Source organism: Rhizobium altiplani, from assembly GCF_001542405.1.
Taxonomy (GTDB): Bacteria; Pseudomonadota; Alphaproteobacteria; order Rhizobiales; family Rhizobiaceae; genus Rhizobium; species Rhizobium altiplani.
This window is the reverse complement of sequence record NZ_LNCD01000061.1, coordinates 1-21,743: the sequence shown is the minus strand read 5'-3', so window position 1 is coordinate 21,743 and position 21,743 is coordinate 1. Positions and strand designations below refer to the sequence as shown.

Sequence of the window (21,743 nt, the reverse complement as noted above, 5' to 3'; positions counted from 1 at the left end):
GAGCGCAACAAGCCGCACGTTAACATCGGCACGATCGGCCACGTTGACCACGGCAAGACGTCTCTGACGGCAGCGATCACGAAGTACTTCGGCGAGTTCAAGGCGTACGACCAGATCGACGCGGCTCCGGAAGAAAAGGCTCGCGGCATCACCATTTCGACGGCACACGTCGAATACGAGACCCCGAACCGCCACTATGCCCACGTTGACTGCCCCGGCCACGCCGACTACGTCAAGAACATGATCACCGGTGCTGCCCAGATGGACGGCGCGATCCTGGTTTGCTCGGCTGCTGACGGCCCGATGCCGCAGACCCGCGAGCACATCCTGCTCGCTCGTCAGGTTGGCGTTCCGGCGATCGTCGTGTTCCTCAACAAGGTCGACCAGGTTGACGACGCCGAGCTTCTCGAACTCGTCGAGCTCGAAGTTCGCGAACTTCTGTCGTCCTACGACTTCCCGGGCGACGACATTCCGGTCATCAAGGGCTCGGCTCTTGCCGCTCTCGAAGACTCCGACAAGAAGATCGGCGAAGACGCGATCCGCGAGCTGATGGCAGCTGTTGACGCCTACATCCCGACGCCTGAGCGTCCGATCGACCAGCCGTTCCTGATGCCGATCGAAGACGTGTTCTCGATCTCGGGCCGTGGTACGGTTGTGACCGGCCGCGTCGAGCGCGGTATCGTCAAGGTTGGCGAAGAAGTCGAAATCGTCGGCATCCGCCCGACCTCGAAGACGACGGTTACCGGCGTTGAAATGTTCCGGAAGCTGCTCGACCAGGGCCAGGCTGGCGACAACATCGGTGCTCTGGTTCGCGGTGTGAACCGTGACGGCGTCGAGCGTGGTCAGATCCTGTGCAAGCCGGGCTCTGTCAAGCCGCACAAGAAGTTCAAGGCTGAAGCCTACATCCTGACGAAGGAAGAAGGCGGCCGTCATACGCCGTTCTTCACCAACTACCGTCCGCAGTTCTACTTCCGCACGACGGACGTTACTGGCATCGTCACCCTGCCGGAAGGCACGGAAATGGTTATGCCTGGCGACAACGTCACGGTTGACGTCGAACTGATCGTTCCGATCGCGATGGAAGAAAAGCTGCGCTTCGCTATCCGCGAAGGCGGCCGTACCGTCGGCGCCGGCATCGTCGCCTCGATCGTTGAGTAAGCTTCGGTTTATCCGGATCTAAGAAGGGGCTCCGCTGGAAACAGCGGGGCCCCTTTCTGCATCTGTCATTTGAATTAGGCATCACTGTCTGGTGACAACGCAAAGCCGGGTAGTGGCCTTGCGCTTGAACGCAAAGCCTTTATCTATCCCTCCGATTTCATAGGGGAGGACATGATGAAAAAGCGCATTCTCTTCACAGGTGGTTCGGGCAAGGCAGGGCGCCATGCGGTGCCGTGGCTCGTCAATGCCGGCTACGAGGTTCACAACGTCGATCTGGTGCCGCTTGATAGCCCCGGCGTGACCAACCTGATTGCCGACATCACCGACAGCGGCCAGATCTTCAACGCGCTTTCGATGCACCGCGACTTTCCCGACCTCGATGCGGGCAGGGGTGTCCAACCCTTCGACGCCGTGGTGCATTTCGCGGCAATCCCGCGCATTCTCATCAAGCCTGACAACGAAACGTTCCGCATCAACACGATGGGCACCTACAATGTCATCGAGGCCGCGGTGAAGCTCGGCATCCACAAGATCATCGTTGCCTCCAGCGAGACAACCTACGGGGTCTGCTTTGCGGAAGGCCATCGCGACTTCCATCAGTTTCCGCTGGAGGAAGACTATGACGTCAACCCGATGGATTCTTACGGTCTCTCCAAGGTCGTGAACGAGAAGACAGCGCGTGCCTTTGCCGAACGCTCGGGTTTCGACATCTACGCGCTGCGCATCGGCAATGTCATCGAGCCGCATGAGTACGAGAGGTTTCCGACCTATTTCGCCAACCCCGAAATGCGCAAGCGCATCGCCTGGAGCTATATCGACGCCCGCGACCTCGGGCAGATCTGCCACCTCTGCATCGAGAAGGACGGTTTGGGCTTCCAGGTCTTCAACGCCGCGAACGACACCGTCTCGGCCAACACGCCGTCGAAGGAACTCGCCAGGCGATTCTATCCGAATGTGCCGTTCACACGCGAAATCGGCGAATACGAGGGCCTGCTCTCCAACCGCAAGATCCGCGAAGTGCTTGGTTTCAAGGAAGAGCACGACTGGCGCAAATATGTGAAAGTCTGATCGCAGGCGTTTCCGCGACGCGGGATTGGAAAAATAGAAAAACGCACTTGCCAATCCTGCGCCGCCGCCTTAAAGGAGCGCCATGCTTGCAGTTGCGCTTCGCGGCCGGTCCGGTCAAGAAGCTGAATGTAAAGCGTAAAGGGGTATAGCTCAGTTGGTAGAGCGGCGGTCTCCAAAACCGCAGGTCGTGGGTTCGAGCCCCTCTGCCCCTGCCATCTTTCTTGAACGAGTTGCGCGGACATCTCGCTGCAGTTCGGCCGGAAAGGCGACGTATGGCTAAGTTCGTTAAACTTCGGTTTCCCTCTTGTGCAATTGGGAATCGATGTTTATGTAGGGTTCAACAGACACGCGGTGCGTGGGGCTGATATGTTCAGCTTTACGCGCCGTAATTGCGTGGGCAGTCGATGGCATCCAAAACTAATCCGTTTGCGTTTCTACAGCAGGTTCGCTCCGAGACGTTGAAAGTTACCTGGCCGTCGCGCCGCGAGACGATGATCTCCACGGTCATGGTGCTTGTAATGGTGATCTTTGCCGCGCTGTTCTTTTTTGCCGCGGACCAGCTTATTGGCTGGGTTCTGAGCTTCGTGCTCAACGTTGGCAGCTGATCGGGTGGAGATATAACATGGCGGCACGTTGGTATATCGTCCACGCATATTCTAATTTTGAGAAGAAGGTCGCGGAAGACATCGAGAATAAGGCTCGTCAGAAGGGCCTCGAGCACCTGTTCGAAAAGATTCTCGTCCCGACCGAAAAGGTGGTTGAGGTTCGTCGCGGTCGCAAGGTCGACAGCGAGCGAAAGTTCTTCCCGGGCTATGTCATGGTTCGTGCGGATCTGACCGATGAGGCCTACCACCTGATCAAGAATACGCCGAAGGTCACTGGCTTCCTCGGCTCCGACAACAAGCCCGTTCCGATTCCGGATTCCGAAGCCGAGCGCATTCTCGGTCAAGTCCAGGAGGGTGTGGAGCGGCCGAAGGCATCTGTTACCTTCGAGATTGGCGAGCAGGTCCGCGTTTCCGACGGTCCGTTCGCTTCGTTCAATGGCACGGTTCAGGATGTGGACGAAGAGCGTTCGCGCCTGAAGGTGGAAGTGTCGATCTTCGGCCGCGCTACACCGGTCGAACTGGAATACGCTCAGGTCGAAAAGGTCTGATCGTCCGCGGCGAAAGCCGCAAACCGCGTGGAAGGTGAGGGGTCTTAGCCGGGCCCGGGATCCGAACCACGCAACCGCAGCCGCCGGAGCGATCCGGCATCTTGGTCGGGTAACCGGCCATCAATGAAAGGCAGAGAGATATGGCTAAGAAAGTTGCAGGCCAGCTCAAGCTTCAGGTCAAGGCAGGATCGGCAAACCCGTCCCCGCCAATCGGCCCGGCGCTTGGTCAGCGTGGCATTAACATCATGGAATTCTGCAAGGCGTTCAACGCCGCTACGCAGGAAATGGAAAAGGGTATGCCGATCCCGGTCGTCATTACCTATTACCAGGACAAGTCTTTCACCTTCGCGATGAAGCAGCCGCCCGTCAGCTACTTCCTCAAGAAGGAAGCGAAGATCCAGTCCGGTTCGAAGACGCCTGGCAAGGGCGCGACTGCCGGAAAGCTCACCAAGGCTCAGATCAAGTCGATCGCCGAAGCCAAGATGAAGGATCTCAACGCAGCGGATATCGAAGGTGCAATGGCGATGATCGAGGGCTCTGCCCGCGCCATGGGCCTGGAAGTGGTAGGATAAGACCATGGCTGGCAAGCGCACGAAGAAGATCAACGAAGGTGTTGATCCCACGAAGCTCTACGCTCTGACTCTCGCCATTGGCATGGTCAAGGAGCGCGCGGTCGCGAAGTTCGATGAAACCATCGAAGTCGCCATGAACCTCGGCGTTGATCCGCGTCACGCAGACCAGATGGTCCGCGGCGTTGTCAACCTGCCGAACGGCACGGGCCGCGACGTTCGCGTTGCTGTCTTTGCTCGCGGCGCCAAGGCTGACGAAGCCAAGGCTGCTGGCGCAGATGTCGTCGGTGCTGAAGAGCTCGTCGAAATCGTCCAGGGCGGCAAGATCGATTTCGATCGCTGCATCGCGACCCCGGACATGATGCCGCTCGTCGGCCGCCTCGGTAAGGTTCTCGGCCCGCGTGGCATGATGCCGAACCCGAAGGTTGGTACCGTTACGATGGACGTTGCCGGTGCTGTCAAGGCATCTAAGGGCGGCGCTGTCGAGTTCCGCGTCGAAAAGGCTGGTATCGTTCACGCTGGCGTTGGCAAGGCATCCTTCGATGCCAAGGCTCTGGAAGAAAACATCCGTGCCTTCGCTGACGCTGTCATCAAGGCGAAGCCGGCTGGCGCGAAGGGCAACTACGTCAAGCGCGTAGCGATCTCTTCGACCATGGGCCCGGGCGTCAAGATCGACCCGTCGTCTGTTACGGCCGCTTAAGTAAGTTTCGCCGGGCTTCGGCCCGGCTAAAGAATTCCGGCCTCGAAAGGGGCCGGAGTATTCCGGAGAAATCCGGAATCCTGTCCGAGATTGCAGGTGGTTTTCCCTTAATCACTTGGCCTGCATGAGACGGGTAAGACCCGAATTGCATGAAGTTCTGCTTCAGGAATTTGGTTCGAGCCTTGGATGCCTTGTGCCTTCGGCCTTTCTTTGGCGCGAAGCGCGAGGGGACAGGATCCTCAAGCGTCGCTTGGGATCGCTTCTGATCCCAGGAGGCAAAAGGCAACCCGGTGGGGCCCGTCAAAAAGGTCCTGCCAACTGGAGATAGGCAGTGGAAAGAGCGGAAAAACGCGAATTCGTCACGGAACTGAACGAAGTCTTCAAGGCTTCGGGCTCGGTGGTCGTGGCCCACTATGCTGGTGCTACAGTCGCGCAGATGAACGACTTCCGTTCCAAGATGCGCGCAGCTGGCGGTACCGTCAAAGTCGCGAAGAACCGCCTGGCCAAAATCGCCCTTCAGGGTACGGAAGCGGAAGGGATCTCTGGTCTCTTCACCGGTCAGACGCTCATTGCTTACAGCAATGACCCGATCACCGCTCCGAAAGTCGTCGTGGATTTCGCCAAGACCAACGATAAGATCGTTGTTTTGGGCGGCGCCATGGGAACAACGACGCTCAACGCTGATGCAGTCAAGTCGCTTGCGACCCTGCCGTCGTTGGACGAACTGCGCGCGAAGCTGCTGGGCATGATCCAGACTCCGGCTACCCGCATCGCAGGCGTTGTTGCAGCACCGGCAAGCCAGCTTGCTCGCGTGTTTTCGGCTTACGCCAAGAAGGACGAAGCCGCATAAGGCGGTTTTTTGCTGTTTATAAACAACCGGTTCGAACCGAACAAAAGGAACTGATAACATGGCTGATCTCGCAAAGATCGTAGACGACCTCTCCTCGCTGACCGTTCTTGAAGCTGCAGAACTGTCCAAGCTTCTCGAAGAAAAGTGGGGCGTTTCCGCCGCTGCTCCGGTAGCTGTTGCTGCTGTTGCTGGCGGTGCAGGCGCTGCTGCTGCTGCTGAAGAAGAAAAGACCGAGTTCGACGTCATCCTCACGGATGCCGGCGCTAACAAGATCAACGTCATCAAGGAAGTTCGTGGCATCACCGGCCTCGGCCTCAAGGAAGCCAAGGACCTCGTCGAAGGCGCTCCGAAGGCTGTCAAGGAAGCCGTTTCCAAGGCTGAAGCTGCCGACATCAAGAAGAAGCTTGAAGACGCCGGCGCTAAGGTCGACGTTAAGTAATCTTGAACTACATCTGGGGGGTGGGATTTCCCGCCTCCCATTTGTCGTTTCGTTGAACGAATTACCCAAAAGCCGCGTGAAAACGGCTTTTGGGTAATGGGTTCTTCAAGAGGATGGTCTCGAACCGAGACGCGAAGGCAATCCGGCCTCGCATTTCGGGAAGTGAGACGAGATTGAACTACTCATGATTGACGGGGTCGACTGGCCATCGGTTCCCGTCCGTTGCAGGCCCGGATGCAATTTTGAAGGAGCGACGATGGCTCAGACCCTTTCGTTCAATGGTCGTAGGCGCGTACGCAAGTTTTTCGGTAAGATCCCAGAAGTCACAGAGATGCCGAACCTCATCGAGGTTCAAAAGGCATCGTATGATCAATTCCTGATGGTTGAAGAGCCCAAGGGCGGTCGCCCTGACGAAGGCCTTCAGGCTGTCTTCAAGTCCGTTTTCCCGATCACGGATTTCTCCGGCGCTTCCATGCTGGAATTCGTGTCTTACGAATTCGAACCGCCAAAGTTCGACGTCGACGAATGCCGTCAGCGCGACCTGACCTACGCCGCGCCGCTGAAGGTTACTCTCCGTCTGATCGTGTTCGATATCGACGAAGATACGGGTGCGAAGTCCATCAAGGACATCAAGGAGCAGTCGGTCTACATGGGCGACATGCCGCTCATGACCAACAACGGTACGTTCATCGTCAACGGCACCGAGCGCGTTATCGTGTCCCAGATGCACCGTTCGCCGGGCGTCTTCTTCGATCACGACAAGGGCAAGAGCCATTCTTCCGGCAAGCTTCTCTTCGCTGCCCGCGTGATCCCGTACCGCGGTTCCTGGCTCGACATCGAGTTCGACGCCAAGGACATCGTCTATGCCCGTATCGATCGTCGCCGCAAGATCCCCGTGACCTCGCTGCTTATGGCGCTCGGCATGGACGGCGAAGAGATCCTGTCGACCTTCTACACGAAGTCCGACTATCAGCGCGACGGCAAGGGCTGGCGTATTCCGTTTACGCCGGAGACTCTCAAGGGTGCCAAGGCAATCACCGAAATGGTTGACGCCGACACCGGTGAAGTCGTTGTCGAAGCCGGCAAAAAGCTGACTCCGCGTCTGCTCCGTCAGCTCGCTGACAAGGGCCTCAAGGCTCTGAAGGCGACCGATGAAGATCTGTACGGCAACTACCTCGCCGAAGACATCGTCAACTACTCGACAGGTGAAATCTACCTCGAGGCCGGCGACGAGATCGATGAGAAGACCCTTCCGATCATTCTCCAGAACGGTTTCGACGAGATCCCGGTTCTCGGCATCGACCACATCAACGTCGGCGCCTATATCCGCAACACGCTCACGGCGGACAAGAACGAGAACCGCCAGGACGCTCTGTTCGACATCTACCGCGTCATGCGTCCGGGTGAACCGCCGACAATGGACTCGGCTGAAGCCATGTTCAACTCGCTGTTCTTCGATGCGGAGCGCTACGACCTCTCCGCCGTTGGCCGCGTCAAGATGAACATGCGCCTCGACCTCGACGTCGAAGACACCGTCCGCATCCTGCGCAAGGACGACATCCTGGCCGTGGTCAAGATGTTGGTCGAACTGCGCGACGGCAAGGGCGAAATCGACGACATCGACAACCTAGGCAACCGTCGTGTTCGCTCTGTCGGCGAATTGATGGAAAACCAGTACCGTCTCGGCCTGCTCCGTATGGAGCGCGCGATCAAGGAACGTATGTCCTCGATCGAAATCGACACGGTCATGCCGCAGGACCTGATCAACGCGAAGCCGGCAGCTGCTGCCGTTCGCGAATTCTTCGGCTCCTCGCAGCTGTCGCAGTTCATGGACCAAGTGAACCCGCTTTCGGAAATCACCCACAAGCGTCGTCTATCGGCTCTTGGCCCGGGTGGTCTGACGCGCGAGCGCGCAGGCTTTGAAGTCCGCGACGTTCATCCGACCCACTACGGCCGCATTTGCCCGATCGAAACGCCGGAAGGCCCGAACATCGGTCTGATCAACTCGCTTGCGACCTTCGCCCGCGTCAACAAGTATGGCTTCATCGAAAGCCCGTACCGCCGCATCGTTGATGGCAAGGTGACGAACGACGTTCTTTACCTCTCCGCCATGGAAGAAGCGAAGTACTACGTTGCACAGGCAAACGCCGAGCTTGGCGCCGATGGTTCCTTCACCGACGAATTCGTCGTCTGCCGTCATGCTGGCGAAGTTATGCTCGCTCCGCGCGACAGCATGAACCTGATGGACGTTTCGCCGAAGCAGGTTGTTTCGGTCGCAGCGGCTCTCATCCCGTTCCTGGAAAACGACGACGCCAACCGCGCTCTCATGGGCTCGAACATGCAGCGTCAGGCCGTTCCGCTGCTGCGTGCTGAAGCTCCGTTCGTCGGCACCGGCATGGAGCCGGTCGTCGCTCGCGACTCCGGTGCTGCTATCGGCGCCCGTCGCGGCGGCGTGGTCGACCAGGTCGACGCGACGCGTATCGTTATCCGTGCGACGGAAGACCTCGAAGCTGGCAAGTCCGGTGTCGATATCTACCGCCTGCAGAAGTTCCAGCGTTCGAACCAGAACACCTGCGTCAACCAGCGTCCGCTGGTCACCGTGGGTGACGTTGTCAACCGTGGCGACATCCTCGCCGACGGTCCGTCGACGGACCTGGGCGACCTTGCTCTCGGGCGTAACGCGCTCGTCGCGTTCATGCCGTGGAACGGTTACAACTACGAAGACTCGATCCTAATGTCCGAGCGGATCGTTGCTGACGACGTGTTCACCTCCATCCACATCGAAGAATTCGAAGTGATGGCGCGTGACACCAAGCTTGGTCCGGAAGAAATCACGCGCGACATTCCGAACGTCTCGGAAGAAGCGCTGAAGAACCTGGACGAAGCCGGCATCGTCTATATCGGCGCCGAAGTTCAGCCCGGCGACATTCTCGTCGGCAAGATCACGCCGAAGGGTGAGAGCCCGATGACGCCGGAAGAAAAGCTTCTGCGCGCCATCTTCGGTGAAAAGGCTTCCGACGTTCGCGATACGTCCATGCGTATGCCGCCCGGCACCTACGGGACGATCGTCGAAGTGCGCGTCTTCAACCGCCACGGCGTTGAAAAGGACGAGCGCGCGATGGCGATCGAGCGCGAAGAGATCGAGCGTCTTGCAAAGGACCGCGACGACGAGCAGGCGATCCTCGACCGTAACGTCTACGGCCGTCTGGTCGACATGCTGCGCGGCCAGGTCGCACTCGCCGGCCCGAAGGGCTTCAAGAAGGGCACCGAGCTTTCGAACGCCGTAGTCTCGGAATATCCTCGCTCGCAGTGGTGGATGTTCGCTGTCGAGGACGAGAAGGTCCAGGGCGAACTCGAAGCTCTCCGCGGCCAGTACGACGAATCCAAGTCGCGCCTCGAACAGCGCTTCATGGACAAGGTCGAGAAGGTTCAGCGCGGCGACGAAATGCCTCCCGGCGTCATGAAGATGGTCAAGGTCTTCGTTGCTGTTAAGCGCAAGATCCAGCCGGGCGACAAGATGGCCGGCCGTCACGGCAACAAGGGCGTCGTCTCGCGCATTGTGCCTGTCGAGGACATGCCGTTCCTCGAAGACGGTACGCATGTCGACATCTGCTTGAACCCGCTGGGCGTGCCTTCGCGCATGAACGTCGGGCAGATCCTCGAAACCCACCTTGCCTGGGCTTGCGCCGGCATGGGTAAGAAGATCGGCGAACTGCTCGACGAATACCGCAAGACGATGGACATCACCGACCTGAAGACGGAACTGACGGAAGTCTACGCGTCGCAGGCCAAGGACGAAGTCGCCAACTTTGATGATGCATCGCTCGTCAAGCTGGCTGAACAGTCCCGCAGGGGCGTCTCCATCGCAACGCCGGTCTTCGACGGTGCGCATGAGCCTGACGTTGCCTCGATGCTGAAGAAAGCAGGTCTGCACGAGTCCGGTCAGTCGGTTCTGTACGACGGCCGTACCGGCGAGCCCTTCGACCGCAAGGTCACCGTCGGCTACATGTACATGATCAAGCTGAACCACCTGGTCGACGACAAGATCCACGCTCGTTCGATCGGTCCTTACTCGCTCGTTACCCAGCAGCCGCTGGGCGGCAAGGCGCAGTTCGGCGGTCAGCGCTTCGGCGAAATGGAAGTCTGGGCTCTGGAAGCATACGGTGCAGCCTACACGCTGCAGGAAATGCTCACGGTCAAGTCGGACGACGTTGCCGGCCGTACCAAGGTCTACGAAGCCATCGTCCGTGGCGACGACACGTTCGAAGCCGGTATTCCGGAAAGCTTCAACGTTCTCGTCAAGGAAATGCGCTCGCTTGGTCTCTCCGTCGAACTCGAGAATTCGAAGCTCGAGGAGCAGCAGGCCAGCCAGTTGCCGGACGCTGCCGAGTAACCACCGATAGGGTGTGCGCTGTAACGCAGCGCACACCGTTCCCGCTCTGGCCCCTTACGTGTCGGCCGAGCAGGGACGATTTCGCCGCATTCTGCGGTTATTGTCGTTTTGAGCGTTGGCGCGGCTCCCGGGATTTGCCGCCGTCCATGCAAGATAAGGGCGCATCCGCCCATGAAGGAGACAGGCATGAACCAAGAGGTCATGAATCTTTTCAATCCGCAGGTGCCTGCACAGAACTTCGATTCCATCCGGATTTCGATTGCTTCTCCGGAGAAGATTCTTTCCTGGTCTTACGGTGAGATCAAGAAGCCGGAAACCATCAACTACCGCACGTTCAAGCCGGAACGCGACGGTCTCTTCTGCGCGCGCATCTTCGGACCGATCAAGGACTACGAGTGCCTTTGCGGTAAGTACAAGCGCATGAAGTACAAGGGCATCATCTGCGAAAAGTGCGGCGTTGAAGTCACGCTGTCGCGCGTTCGCCGTGAGCGCATGGGCCATATCGAGCTCGCCGCTCCCGTTGCCCACATCTGGTTCCTGAAGTCGCTGCCGAGCCGCATTTCCACGCTGCTCGACATGACGCTGAAGGATGTCGAGCGCGTTCTCTACTTCGAACACTACATCGTCACCGAGCCGGGCCTGACCGCGCTCAAGGAGCACCAGCTCCTGACGGAAGAAGAGTACATGCTCGCCGTCGACGAATACGGCGAAGACCAGTTCACGGCCATGATCGGTGCTGAAGCCATCTACGAGATGCTGGCATCGATGAACCTTGAGAAGATCGCTGGCGATCTGCGTTCCGAGCTTGCCGACACCACGTCGGACCTCAAGCAGAAGAAGCTGATGAAACGCTTGAAGATCGTCGAGAACTTCATGGAATCCGGCAACCGCCCGGAATGGATGATCATGAAGGTCGTTCCGGTCATCCCGCCAGATCTGCGTCCGCTCGTTCCGCTCGACGGCGGCCGTTTCGCGACGTCGGACCTGAACGATCTGTACCGCCGCGTCATCAACCGTAACAACCGTCTGAAGCGCCTGATCGAACTGCGCGCTCCGGGCATCATCATCCGCAACGAAAAGCGCATGCTGCAGGAATCTGTGGACGCGCTGTTCGACAACGGCCGCCGTGGCCGCGTCATCACCGGCGCCAATAAGCGTCCGCTGAAGTCGCTGTCCGACATGCTCAAGGGCAAGCAGGGCCGCTTCCGCCAGAACCTGCTCGGCAAGCGCGTCGACTATTCCGGCCGCTCGGTCATCGTGACCGGTCCGGAACTGAAGCTGCACCAGTGCGGTCTTCCGAAGAAGATGGCGCTCGAGCTGTTCAAGCCGTTCATCTATGCCCGCCTCGACGCCAAGGGTTACTCCTCGACCGTCAAGCAGGCCAAGAAGCTGGTTGAAAAGGAAAAGCCTGAGGTTTGGGATATCCTCGACGAGGTCATCCGCGAGCATCCGGTTCTCCTGAACCGCGCACCGACGCTGCACCGCCTGGGCATCCAGGCCTTCGAACCCACGCTGGTCGAAGGCAAGGCCATCCAGCTGCACCCGCTCGTCTGCACGGCATTCAACGCCGACTTCGACGGTGACCAGATGGCTGTTCACGTGCCGCTGTCGCTTGAAGCCCAGCTCGAAGCCCGCGTTCTGATGATGTCGACGAACAACATCCTGCACCCTGCAAACGGTGCACCGATCATCGTTCCGTCGCAGGACATGGTTCTCGGCCTTTACTACCTCTCGATCATGAACCAGAACGAGCCGGGCGAAGGCATGGCCTTCTCCGACCTCGGCGAGCTGCATCACGCGCTCGAAAACAAGGTCGTGACGCTGCACACCAAGATCCGCGGCCGCTTCAAGTCGGTCGACGAGGACGGCAAGCCGTACTCGAAGATCTATGAAACGACTCCGGGCCGCTTGCTCATCGGCGAACTCCTGCCGAAGAACGGCAAGGTGACCTTCGACGTCTGCAACCAGGAAATGACTAAGAAGAACATCTCCAAGATGATCGACGCGGTCTACCGCCATTGCGGCCAGAAGGACACAGTCATTTTCTGCGACCGCATCATGCAGCTCGGCTTCACCCATGCCTGCCGCGCCGGCATTTCGTTCGGCAAGGACGACATGGTCATTCCGGAAACCAAGGCGAAGATCGTTGCCGACACCGAAAACCTGGTGAAGGAATACGAGCAGCAGTACAATGACGGTCTGATCACGCAGGGCGAAAAGTACAACAAGGTTGTCGACGCCTGGGGCAAGGCCACCGAAAAGGTTGCCGAAGACATGATGGCCCGCATTAAGGCCGTCGAATTCGATCCGAACACCGGTCGTCAGAAGCCAATGAACGCCATCTATATGATGTCCCACTCGGGCGCTCGTGGTTCTCCGAACCAGATGCGTCAGCTGGGCGGCATGCGCGGCCTCATGGCCAAGCCGTCGGGCGAAATCATCGAAACGCCGATCACGTCGAACTTCAAGGAAGGCCTGACCGTCAACGAGTACTTCAACTCGACGCACGGCGCCCGTAAGGGTCTGGCAGACACCGCCTTGAAGACCGCGAACTCCGGTTACCTGACCCGTCGTCTCGTCGACGTCGCCCAGGATTGCATCGTCAACTCGGTCGATTGCGGCACCGACAAGGGCCTGACCATGACCGCCATCGTTGATGCCGGTCAGGTCGTTGCGTCGCTCGGCGCTCGTATCCTCGGCCGTACCGCCCTTGATGATATCGATCATCCGGTCACTGGCGAGCGTATCGTCGATGCCGGCAAGATGATCCTCGAGCCCGATGTCATCGAGATCGAGAAGGCTGGTATCCAGTCGATCCGCATCCGTTCGGCACTGACCTGCGAAATCCAGACGGGCGTCTGCTCGGTCTGCTACGGTCGTGACCTTGCACGCGGTACTCCGGTCAACATGGGTGAAGCAGTCGGTGTTATCGCTGCTCAGTCGATCGGCGAGCCGGGCACGCAGCTCACCATGCGTACATTCCACCTTGGTGGCACGGCAACCGTGGTTGACCAGTCGTTCCTGGAAGCCTCGTACGAAGGTACGGTTCAGATCAAGAACCGCAACCTGCTGCGCAACTCGGATGGCAACCTCGTTGCCATGGGCCGTAATATGACCGTCCAGATCCTGGACGAGCGTGGTGTCGAGCGCTCCTCGCAGCGCGTCGCCTATGGTTCGAAGCTGCATGTCGACGATGGCGACAAGGTCAAGCGCGGTCAGCGTCTGGCAGAGTGGGACCCCTACACCCGTCCGATGATGACGGAAGTGGCCGGTACCGTTCAGTTCGAAGACGTCGTCGACGGTCTCTCGGTTCTCGAAGCGACCGACGAATCCACCGGCATCACCAAGCGTCAGGTTATCGACTGGCGTTCGACCCCGCGTGGTTCGGACCTCAAGCCGGCAATCGTCATCAAGGATGCCAGCGGCAACGTCATGAAGCTGTCCCGTGGTGGTGACGCCCGCTTCCTGCTCTCGGTCGACGCGATCCTGTCGGTCGAGCCGGGTCAGAAGGTGTCTCAGGGTGACGTGCTTGCACGTTCGCCGCTCGAAAGCGCCAAGACCAAAGACATCACCGGCGGTCTGCCGCGCGTTGCCGAACTGTTCGAAGCTCGTCGTCCAAAGGACCACGCCATCATCGCTGAGATCGATGGTACGATCCGCCTCGGCCGCGACTACAAGAATAAGCGTCGCGTCATCATCGAGCCGGCGGAAGACGGTGTCGAGCCTGTCGAATACCTGATCCCGAAGGGCAAGCCCTTCCACCTTCAGGAAGGCGACTACATCGAGAAGGGTGACTACATCCTCGACGGTAACCCGGCTCCGCACGACATCCTGGCGATCAAGGGCGTCGAAGCACTCGCTTCGTACCTGGTCAACGAAATCCAGGAAGTCTATCGCTTGCAGGGCGTTGTCATCAACGACAAGCACATCGAAGTGATTGTCCGTCAGATGCTGCAGAAGGTGGAAATCACCGATGCAGGCGACTCGACTTACATCGTCGGCGACAACGTCGACCGCATCGAGCTCGAAGACGTCAACGATGCGCTGATCGAACAGGGCAAGAAGCCTGCTTATGGCGATCCGGTTCTGCTGGGTATCACCAAGGCGTCGCTGCAGACCCCGTCGTTCATCTCCGCCGCGTCCTTCCAGGAAACGACGAAGGTGCTGACGGAAGCTGCAATCGCCGGCAAGACCGACGGTCTGCAGGGTCTGAAGGAAAACGTCATCGTCGGTCGTCTGATCCCCGCCGGTACCGGTGGCACGATGACCCAGATCCGTCGCATCGCGACCTCGCGCGACGAGTTGATCCTCGAGGAACGCCGCAAGGGCACGGGCGCCGATGTCGCCACGCCGATGCTGCAGGATCTCGCAGGCGAGAGCGCACCGGCTGCCGAATAATCGGCAGCTTGGTTTTAAGAATTGAGAAGCCGCCCGGAGCGATCCGGGCGGCTTTCTGTTGTGCGCCCAGCATGGGCGATTCTTGTGGGTGGAAGTCCCACCGTAAGCTGGTCACAGTGAGGGAAGTGAAGCGCAACTGCGGCAGGGTGACCAACGGTGGGGAGGAAGCGTGGATCGAACCTGCGGGCCGATGGACAAGAACGGGATATGAGGCGATGCCGACCAGGGCGAGCGGGCAACAAACCGCGAAGCTCTTGTGACCAATGGGCGGTGGCGTAAATCCGGCGGTCGTGCAGTGAAGGAGTGCGCTCTTACCTGTTAGGGTGGACGGCTCCCAACGGCATCGCGATGTGCCAGAGTGAGTTCGTTGAAAGCTCAATCGAGGGAGACCGTCCGTGGAACAGATTATCCGAATTGGCATGGATACGTCAAAGAACGTTTTCCAATTGCAGGGCGTGAATGCAGTCGAGCAACCAATCCTGCGCAAGACGTTCTCGCGTAAGGAGATGGTAAAATTCTTCGAGAAAACGGCGCCTACCACCATCGCACTCGAAGCGTGCGGAGGCTCTCATCATTGGGCAAGGTTATTAAGTTGCCTCGGGCACGAAGTAAAATTGATCGCGCCTCAGTTGACGAAGCCGTATGTGAAACGCGGCAAGAATGACGCGGCGGATGCCGAAGCTTTGTGCGAGGCGATGAGCCGCCCCACGATGCGGTTTGTTCCGGTGAAAACCGCCGACCAGCAGGCAGCCTTGATGCTGGCTGGCATGCGAGAGAGACTTATCCGCAACCGGACACAGCTCGCCAATGCCATTCGCGGGTTTGGTATGGAATTTGGCATCGTCGCGGCCTCCGGGATGTGTCGGATCGAACCGCTATTGGAGCGAATAGCGGGAGACCAGTCGCTGCCGGACCTTGCTCGAGAGCTTTTTGCTGTGCATGGTGATGAGTATCGCGGTCTGCTTTCGGAAATCAAGCGGATCGAGGAAAAGCTGATGGATCTGCACCGCGCCGATGAATGCAGCAGGCGTCTTGCCGAAATCCCCGGCGTCGGCCCGGTCGGTGCATCCCTCTTGATGATGAAGACCCCAGATCCTCGGATGTTTAAGTGTGGTCGAGATTGGATAGGCCTCACACCGAAAGATCATTCGACTGCAGGCAAGGTCAGGCTTGGGGGCGTCACTCGTGCCGGCGATGAGATGTTGAGAAGCGTATTAGTGGTTGGTGCAACTGCTGTTCTTCAACACGTCAGAGCAGGCCGAAGCAGACATGCTTCGCGATGGCTCACCGAACTGCTGCAACGGAAAAAGCCTAAGCTGGTTGCGGTGGCGCTCGCTAACAAGATTGCTCGTATTGCCTGGAAAACTTATGGTGGTGAGCGGCGAAACGTATCGGCGAATGGAAGGACAGCCGAAGGCAGCATAGGAGATTAGCCGTCACGGGGGCGGGTGCGATCACATCGATCGCCCCCTATGCCGATTGAGTTCGATTTTGCAGGGGAGCAAGCTGAGGCTCAGCTCAGCAGCGGTAGCCCTTGCTCCATACCGTAGCCCAGCCGAATGTGGGCATCGTCGAAGCCGAGCCAGAAGAAACGGAACAGGATTGGACCCCCGCCGCTGAACGGCGTCATTTCGCGATGCAGCCAGGTGGAGGGCTGCTCACCTTCAAGCGGAATGTGGAAGTAATGTCGCCGGTGGCAGAAGTCGTTGCCACCCTTGGAGAAACGGTAGTCATTGACAACCAGCGGGGCGAGGGGAGTCTTAGACAGGATTCCCGTTTCTTCCGAAAACTCTCGAAGGGCTGCCGCGGCGATATCTTCGCCAGCTTCTACCGTGCCGCCCGGAACCTGAAGCTCGATCTCCGGAAAGTCCGGCTCATCGAAAACCAGCAGCCGGTCGCGCCAGGTTGCATAGATCAGCACCTTGAGCGCATCCGGCTTCATCGTTGCCTCAGCTGAAGCGGATGATCGCGACTTCGCCGTCGACGGCGCCCTGATAGGCGGAGGCGTGAGGCTCCTCGGACGGCACTTCGGTCAGCATGCCGATCTGGTCGAGGTCGGCCTCGATGAAACCTTCTTCCGCAAGCGCATTCAGAGCCTCGCGCACGGCGCTGTCGTCATCGGCGGCCTTGAGCATGATATGAAGATCGACGCCCTCGCTGTTGTCGGACTCATAGCCCTTGCCGATGATGATGAACACCATCGGGCCTTCGGAAATGTTGTCGTTGTCGGGGGCGGTAATCATCGGATGTCCTTCGATTCGAGATTTGAATCTGATTTCATGCGTTTAGCGTCTGCAATCGGTGATTCCATAGCCGCTTTTTGCTGCAATGCTCAAGTTTATCTTGCTGTGCGGCAGCGAATGCGCCTAGAAGCTCCAAAAGAGCGCGTAGTGGCCGGGTTTCAAGGCGTTTGGCCGAAGTTTATTTCTTAACGGCCTTGACGAGACGACGGGAAACCAGTAGTACCCGCGCCATCCGGACCCATGTGAGGCATGGCCATTCGGGGCGACGCGCCCCGGAGATCACCTCAAACAAGGTTCGAAACGCACGTTGAAGATATGATGCCTGCACGCATGACGCATGTCTTTTGCGTCCTCTGCTCTCAGTGGTCCATCTGCGAAAGCGGATCGGGCCACGTTTTGCGCATTGAGACAAGCGTGTGATCTTGCCGGAGACGGCGCGAGTTACGCCCGCAAGGGATTGAGATATAAACGTAAGGGATGGTTGAATGCCTACCGTAAACCAGCTTATCCGCAAGCCGCGTCAGGCGAACGTAAAGCGTAATAAGGTTCCTGCCCTGCAGGAGAACCCGCAGAAGCGCGGCGTTTGCACCCGCGTCTACACAACGACGCCGAAGAAGCCAAACTCGGCTCTCCGTAAGGTCGCAAAGATCCGCCTGACCAACGGCTTCGAAGTCATTGGTTACATCCCCGGTGAAGGCCACAACCTTCAGGAACACTCTGTCGTCATGATCCGCGGCGGCCGTGTTAAGGACCTTCCGGGTGTTCGTTACCACATCATCCGCGGCGTTCTCGATACCCAGGGTGTCAAGAACCGCAAGCAGCGCCGTTCGAAGTACGGTGCGAAGCGTCCGAAGTAATTCGGTTTTGAAATCCCGGCGCTGCGCGAGGTCCTCCGCGTGGTAGAGCGCCTTTAACAATTGAAGAGACGAGAAGTATGTCCAGACGTCACAGAGCAGAAAAGCGCGAGATCAACCCGGACCCGAAGTTCGGCGATCTGGTTGTTACCAAGTTCATGAATGCAATCATGCTTGACGGCAAGAAGTCCGTCGCTGAAAGCATTGTCTACGGCGCATTTGACTCCGTACAGGGCAAGTCCAAGCAGGAGCCGCTCGGCGTGTTCCATCAGGCTCTGGACAACGTTGCTCCGCATGTTGAAGTCCGTTCGCGCCGTGTTGGTGGTGCAACCTACCAGGTTCCGGTTGATGTTCGTCCGGAGCGCCGTCAGGCCCTGGCCATCCGCTGGCTGATCGCTGCCGCGCGCAAGCGCAACGAAACGACCATGATCGACCGACTGTCGGGCGAGCTTCTCGATGCATCCAACAACCGTGGTTCCGCGGTCAAGAAGCGCGAAGACACGCACAAGATGGCTGACGCCAACCGTGCGTTCTCGCATTATCGCTGGTAATCCCGAACGGGTTCGAAAGGCAGTCCACAATGGCTCGCGAATATAAAATCGAAGACTACCGAAATTTCGGTATCATGGCGCACATCGACGCCGGCAAGACGACGACGACTGAGCGTATCCTTTACTACACCGGCAAGTCGCACAAGATCGGCGAAGTGCACGATGGCGCGGCCACGATGGACTGGATGGAGCAGGAGCAGGAGCGTGGTATCACGATCACCTCCGCTGCCACGACGACCTTCTGGAAGGGCCGTGACGGCAAGATGCGCCGCTTCAACATCATCGACACCCCCGGCCACGTCGACTTCACCATCGAAGTCGAGCGTTCGCTGCGCGTTCTCGACGGTGCTATTGCTCTTCTCGACGCCAACGCCGGTGTTGAGCCGCAGACGGAAACCGTCTGGCGCCAGGCTGAGAAGTACAATGTTCCGCGCATGATCTTCTGCAACAAGATGGACAAGACCGGCGCGGACTTCTACCGCTCGGTTGAGATGATCAAGACCCGTCTCGGTGCAACGGCTGTTGTCATGCAGCTGCCGATCGGCGCAGAAAGCGACTTCAAGGGCGTTGTCGACCTGATCGAGATGAACGCTCTCGTCTGGCGCGATGAATCGCTCGGCGCCCAGTGGGATGTCGTCGAAATCCCGGAAGACATGAAGGCCAAGGCTGAGGAATATCGCGAAAAGCTGATCGAGACCGTTGTCGAGATCGACGAAGCCGCGATGGAAGCCTACCTCGAAGGCACCATGCCCGACAATGATCAGATCCGCGCGCTCGTCCGTCGCGGCACGATCGACGTCAAGTTCCACCCGATGTTCTGCGGTACCGCCTTCAAGAACAAGGGCGTTCAGCCGCTGCTCGACGCCGTTGTCGATTACCTGCCGTCGCCGCTCGATATTCCGGCGATCAAGGGCATCGACTTCAAGACGGAAGCCGAAATCGAGCGTCACGCTGACGACTCCGAGCCGCTTTCGATGCTCGCATTCAAGATCATGAACGACCCGTTCGTCGGTTCGCTGACCTTCGCACGCATCTATTCCGGCAAGCTCGAAAAGGGTTCGTCGGTTCTGAACACGGTCAAGGACAAGCGCGAGCGCGTCGGCCGTATGCTGCAGATGCACTCGAACTCGCGTGAAGACATCGAAGAAGCCTTCGCAGGTGATATCGTTGCTCTCGCTGGACTCAAGGAAACCACCACGGGTGACACGCTCTGCGATCCGCTGAAGCCTGTTATTCTCGAGCGCATGGAATTCCCCGAGCCGGTCATTCAGATCGCGATCGAGCCGAAGTCCAAGGGCGACCAGGAAAAGATGGGCCTCGCGCTCAACCGCCTGGCTGCTGAAGACCCGTCCTTCCGCGTCAAGACCGACCAGGAATCCGGCCAGACGATCATCGCCGGCATGGGCGAACTTCACCTCGACATCATCGTCGACCGCATGCGTCGCGAATTCAAGGTTGAAGCAAACGTCGGTGCTCCGCAGGTTGCCTACCGCGAAACCATCACGCGCCAGCACGAAGAAGACTACACGCACAAGAAGCAGTCCGGTGGTACCGGCCAGTTCGCGCGCGTCAAGATCGTCTTCGAACCGAACCCGGATGGCGAAGACTTCAAGTTCGAGTCCAAGATCGTCGGTGGTGCAGTTCCGAAGGAATACATCCCGGGCGTTCAGAAGGGTATCGAAAGCGTTCTGTCTTCCGGTCCGCTGGCTGGATTCCCGATGCTCGGCGTCAAGGCGACGCTCATCGATGGTGCCTTCCACGACGTCGACTCGTCGGTTCTGGCGTTCGAAATCGCCTCGCGTGCTTGCTTCCGTGAAGCAGCCAAGAAGGCCGGTGCGCAGCTCCTCGAGCCGATGATGAAGGTCGAAGTCGTCACGCCTGAGGATTACGTCGGCGACGTTATCGGCGACCTGAACTCTCGCCGTGGCCAGATCCAGGGCCAGGAGAGCCGTGGTATCGCCGTAGTCATCGCCGCCAACGTTCCGCTGGCGAACATGTTCAAGTACGTCGATAACCTGCGCTCCATGTCACAGGGCCGTGCTCAGTACACCATGACCTTCGATCACTACGCGCCGGTCCCGTCGAACGTCGCAACGGAAATCCAGGCAAAGTATTCCGGTCAGAAGTGACCGGAATACCAATTGACCGATAACAAGAATTAGATCCCTCACGGGACCTTAAAAGAATGGAGAGCCCAAATGGCAAAGAGTAAGTTCGAGCGCAACAAGCCGCACGTTAACATCGGCACGATCGGCCACGTTGACCACGGCAAGACGTCTCTGACGGCAGCGATCACGAAGTACTTCGGCGAGTTCAAGGCGTACGACCAGATCGACGCGGCTCCGGAAGAAAAGGCTCGCGGCATCACCATTTCGACGGCACACGTCGAATACGAGACCCCGAACCGCCACTATGCCCACGTTGACTGCCCCGGCCACGCCGACTACGTCAAGAACATGATCACCGGTGCTGCCCAGATGGACGGCGCGATCCTGGTTTGCTCGGCTGCTGACGGCCCGATGCCGCAGACCCGCGAGCACATCCTGCTCGCTCGTCAGGTTGGCGTTCCGGCGATCGTCGTGTTCCTCAACAAGGTCGACCAGGTTGACGACGCCGAGCTTCTCGAACTCGTCGAGCTCGAAGTTCGCGAACTTCTGTCGTCCTACGACTTCCCGGGCGACGACATTCCGGTCATCAAGGGCTCGGCTCTTGCCGCTCTCGAAGACTCCGACAAGAAGATCGGCGAAGACGCGATCCGCGAGCTGATGGCAGCTGTTGACGCCTACATCCCGACGCCTGAGCGTCCGATCGACCAGCCGTTCCTGATGCCGATCGAAGACGTGTTCTCGATCTCGGGCCGTGGTACGGTTGTGACCGGCCGCGTCGAGCGCGGTATCGTCAAGGTTGGCGAAGAAGTCGAAATCGTCGGCATCCGCCCGACCTCGAAGACGACGGTTACCGGCGTTGAAATGTTCCGGAAGCTGCTCGACCAGGGCCAGGCTGGCGACAACATCGGTGCTCTGGTTCGCGGTGTGAACCGTGACGGCGTCGAGCGTGGTCAGATCCTGTGCAAGCCGGGCTCTGTCAAGCCGCACAAGAAGTTCAAGGCTGAAGCCTACATCCTGACGAAGGAAGAAGGCGGCCGTCATACGCCGTTCTTCACCAACTACCGTCCGCAGTTCTACTTCCGCACGACGGACGTTACTGGCATCGTCACCCTGCCGGAAGGCACGGAAATGGTTATGCCTGGCGACAACGTCACGGTTGACGTCGAACTGATCGTTCCGATCGCGATGGAAGAAAAGCTGCGCTTCGCTATCCGCGAAGGCGGCCGTACCGTCGGCGCCGGCATCGTCGCCTCGATCGT

The 21,743-nt window shown here is 58.8% G+C and carries 16 protein-coding genes, 1 tRNA gene and 1 pseudogene; 16 read left to right on the top strand and 2 right to left on the bottom strand.

Annotated elements, in window-relative coordinates:
- The 12 genes and pseudogenes from tuf (AS026_RS12945) to AS026_RS12890 form a co-directional block, all read left to right on the top strand.
- The coding region (tuf, locus tag AS026_RS12945; protein WP_025659905.1) for an elongation factor Tu at positions 1-1,158 on the top strand (1,158 nt) is incomplete at its 5' end.
- A 174-nt stretch (positions 1,159-1,332) separates the two neighbouring features.
- On the top strand, positions 1,333-2,226 hold the full coding sequence (locus AS026_RS12940; protein WP_062369811.1) for an NAD-dependent epimerase/dehydratase family protein: 894 nt from the start codon (positions 1,333-1,335) through the stop codon (positions 2,224-2,226).
- Positions 2,227-2,365: 139 nt separating this feature from the next.
- Positions 2,366-2,441, top strand: a tRNA-Trp gene (locus AS026_RS12935).
- 189 nt (positions 2,442-2,630) lie between these two features.
- On the top strand, positions 2,631-2,831 hold the full coding sequence (gene secE / locus AS026_RS12930; protein WP_018860299.1) for a preprotein translocase subunit SecE: 201 nt from the start codon (positions 2,631-2,633) through the stop codon (positions 2,829-2,831).
- Positions 2,832-2,848: 17 nt separating this feature from the next.
- On the top strand, positions 2,849-3,379 hold the full coding sequence (gene nusG / locus AS026_RS12925; RefSeq protein WP_018860300.1) for a transcription termination/antitermination protein NusG: 531 nt from the start codon (positions 2,849-2,851) through the stop codon (positions 3,377-3,379).
- A gap of 140 nt (positions 3,380-3,519) precedes the next feature.
- Positions 3,520-3,951, top strand: coding sequence for a 50S ribosomal protein L11 (rplK, locus tag AS026_RS12920; RefSeq protein ID WP_007531592.1), 432 nt, complete (start codon positions 3,520-3,522; stop codon positions 3,949-3,951).
- A gap of 4 nt (positions 3,952-3,955) precedes the next feature.
- Positions 3,956-4,648, top strand: coding sequence for a 50S ribosomal protein L1 (gene rplA / locus AS026_RS12915; RefSeq protein ID WP_018860301.1), 693 nt, complete (start codon positions 3,956-3,958; stop codon positions 4,646-4,648).
- A 331-nt stretch (positions 4,649-4,979) separates the two neighbouring features.
- Positions 4,980-5,498: a 50S ribosomal protein L10 gene (rplJ, locus tag AS026_RS12910; RefSeq protein WP_016553543.1), complete on the top strand. Its 519-nt coding sequence runs from the start codon at positions 4,980-4,982 to the stop codon at positions 5,496-5,498.
- A 58-nt stretch (positions 5,499-5,556) separates the two neighbouring features.
- The gene (rplL, locus tag AS026_RS12905) at positions 5,557-5,937 is read left to right on the top strand and encodes a 50S ribosomal protein L7/L12 (protein WP_018860302.1); all 381 of its coding nucleotides are present in this window, start codon (positions 5,557-5,559) and stop codon (positions 5,935-5,937) included.
- A 256-nt stretch (positions 5,938-6,193) separates the two neighbouring features.
- Positions 6,194-10,330, top strand: coding sequence for a DNA-directed RNA polymerase subunit beta (gene rpoB / locus AS026_RS12900; protein WP_025662699.1), 4,137 nt, complete (start codon positions 6,194-6,196; stop codon positions 10,328-10,330).
- A gap of 186 nt (positions 10,331-10,516) precedes the next feature.
- On the top strand, positions 10,517-14,728 hold the full coding sequence (gene rpoC, locus AS026_RS12895; RefSeq protein ID WP_018860304.1) for a DNA-directed RNA polymerase subunit beta': 4,212 nt from the start codon (positions 10,517-10,519) through the stop codon (positions 14,726-14,728).
- A 395-nt stretch (positions 14,729-15,123) separates the two neighbouring features.
- Positions 15,124-16,153: pseudogene (locus AS026_RS12890) on the top strand (IS110 family RNA-guided transposase).
- A gap of 88 nt (positions 16,154-16,241) precedes the next feature.
- Here the strand turns inward: AS026_RS12890 and AS026_RS12885 are convergent.
- Both AS026_RS12885 and AS026_RS12880 read right to left on the bottom strand, forming a co-directional pair.
- Positions 16,242-16,670 (bottom strand): NUDIX hydrolase, encoded by a 429-nt coding sequence (locus AS026_RS12885; protein ID WP_062369810.1) that lies wholly within the window; start codon positions 16,668-16,670, stop codon positions 16,242-16,244.
- Positions 16,671-16,677: 7 nt separating this feature from the next.
- On the bottom strand, positions 16,678-16,971 hold the full coding sequence (locus AS026_RS12880; protein WP_025662697.1) for a hypothetical protein: 294 nt from the start codon (positions 16,969-16,971) through the stop codon (positions 16,678-16,680).
- A 485-nt stretch (positions 16,972-17,456) separates the two neighbouring features.
- Here AS026_RS12880 and rpsL point away from each other — a divergent pair, with 485 nt between their 5' ends.
- The 4 genes from rpsL to tuf (AS026_RS12860) all read left to right on the top strand — a co-directional run.
- Positions 17,457-17,828 (top strand): 30S ribosomal protein S12, encoded by a 372-nt coding sequence (gene rpsL / locus AS026_RS12875; RefSeq protein WP_003547537.1) that lies wholly within the window; start codon positions 17,457-17,459, stop codon positions 17,826-17,828.
- Between the two features lie 77 nt (positions 17,829-17,905).
- The gene (rpsG, locus tag AS026_RS12870; RefSeq protein ID WP_018860448.1) at positions 17,906-18,376 is read left to right on the top strand and encodes a 30S ribosomal protein S7; all 471 of its coding nucleotides are present in this window, start codon (positions 17,906-17,908) and stop codon (positions 18,374-18,376) included.
- Positions 18,377-18,405: 29 nt separating this feature from the next.
- Entirely contained in the window at positions 18,406-20,505 is a 2,100-nt protein-coding gene (gene fusA, locus AS026_RS12865; RefSeq protein WP_025662696.1) for an elongation factor G, read from the top strand.
- Positions 20,506-20,574: 69 nt separating this feature from the next.
- A partial coding sequence (tuf, locus tag AS026_RS12860; RefSeq protein ID WP_062368638.1) for an elongation factor Tu occupies positions 20,575-21,743 on the top strand: 1,169 nt, incomplete at its 3' end.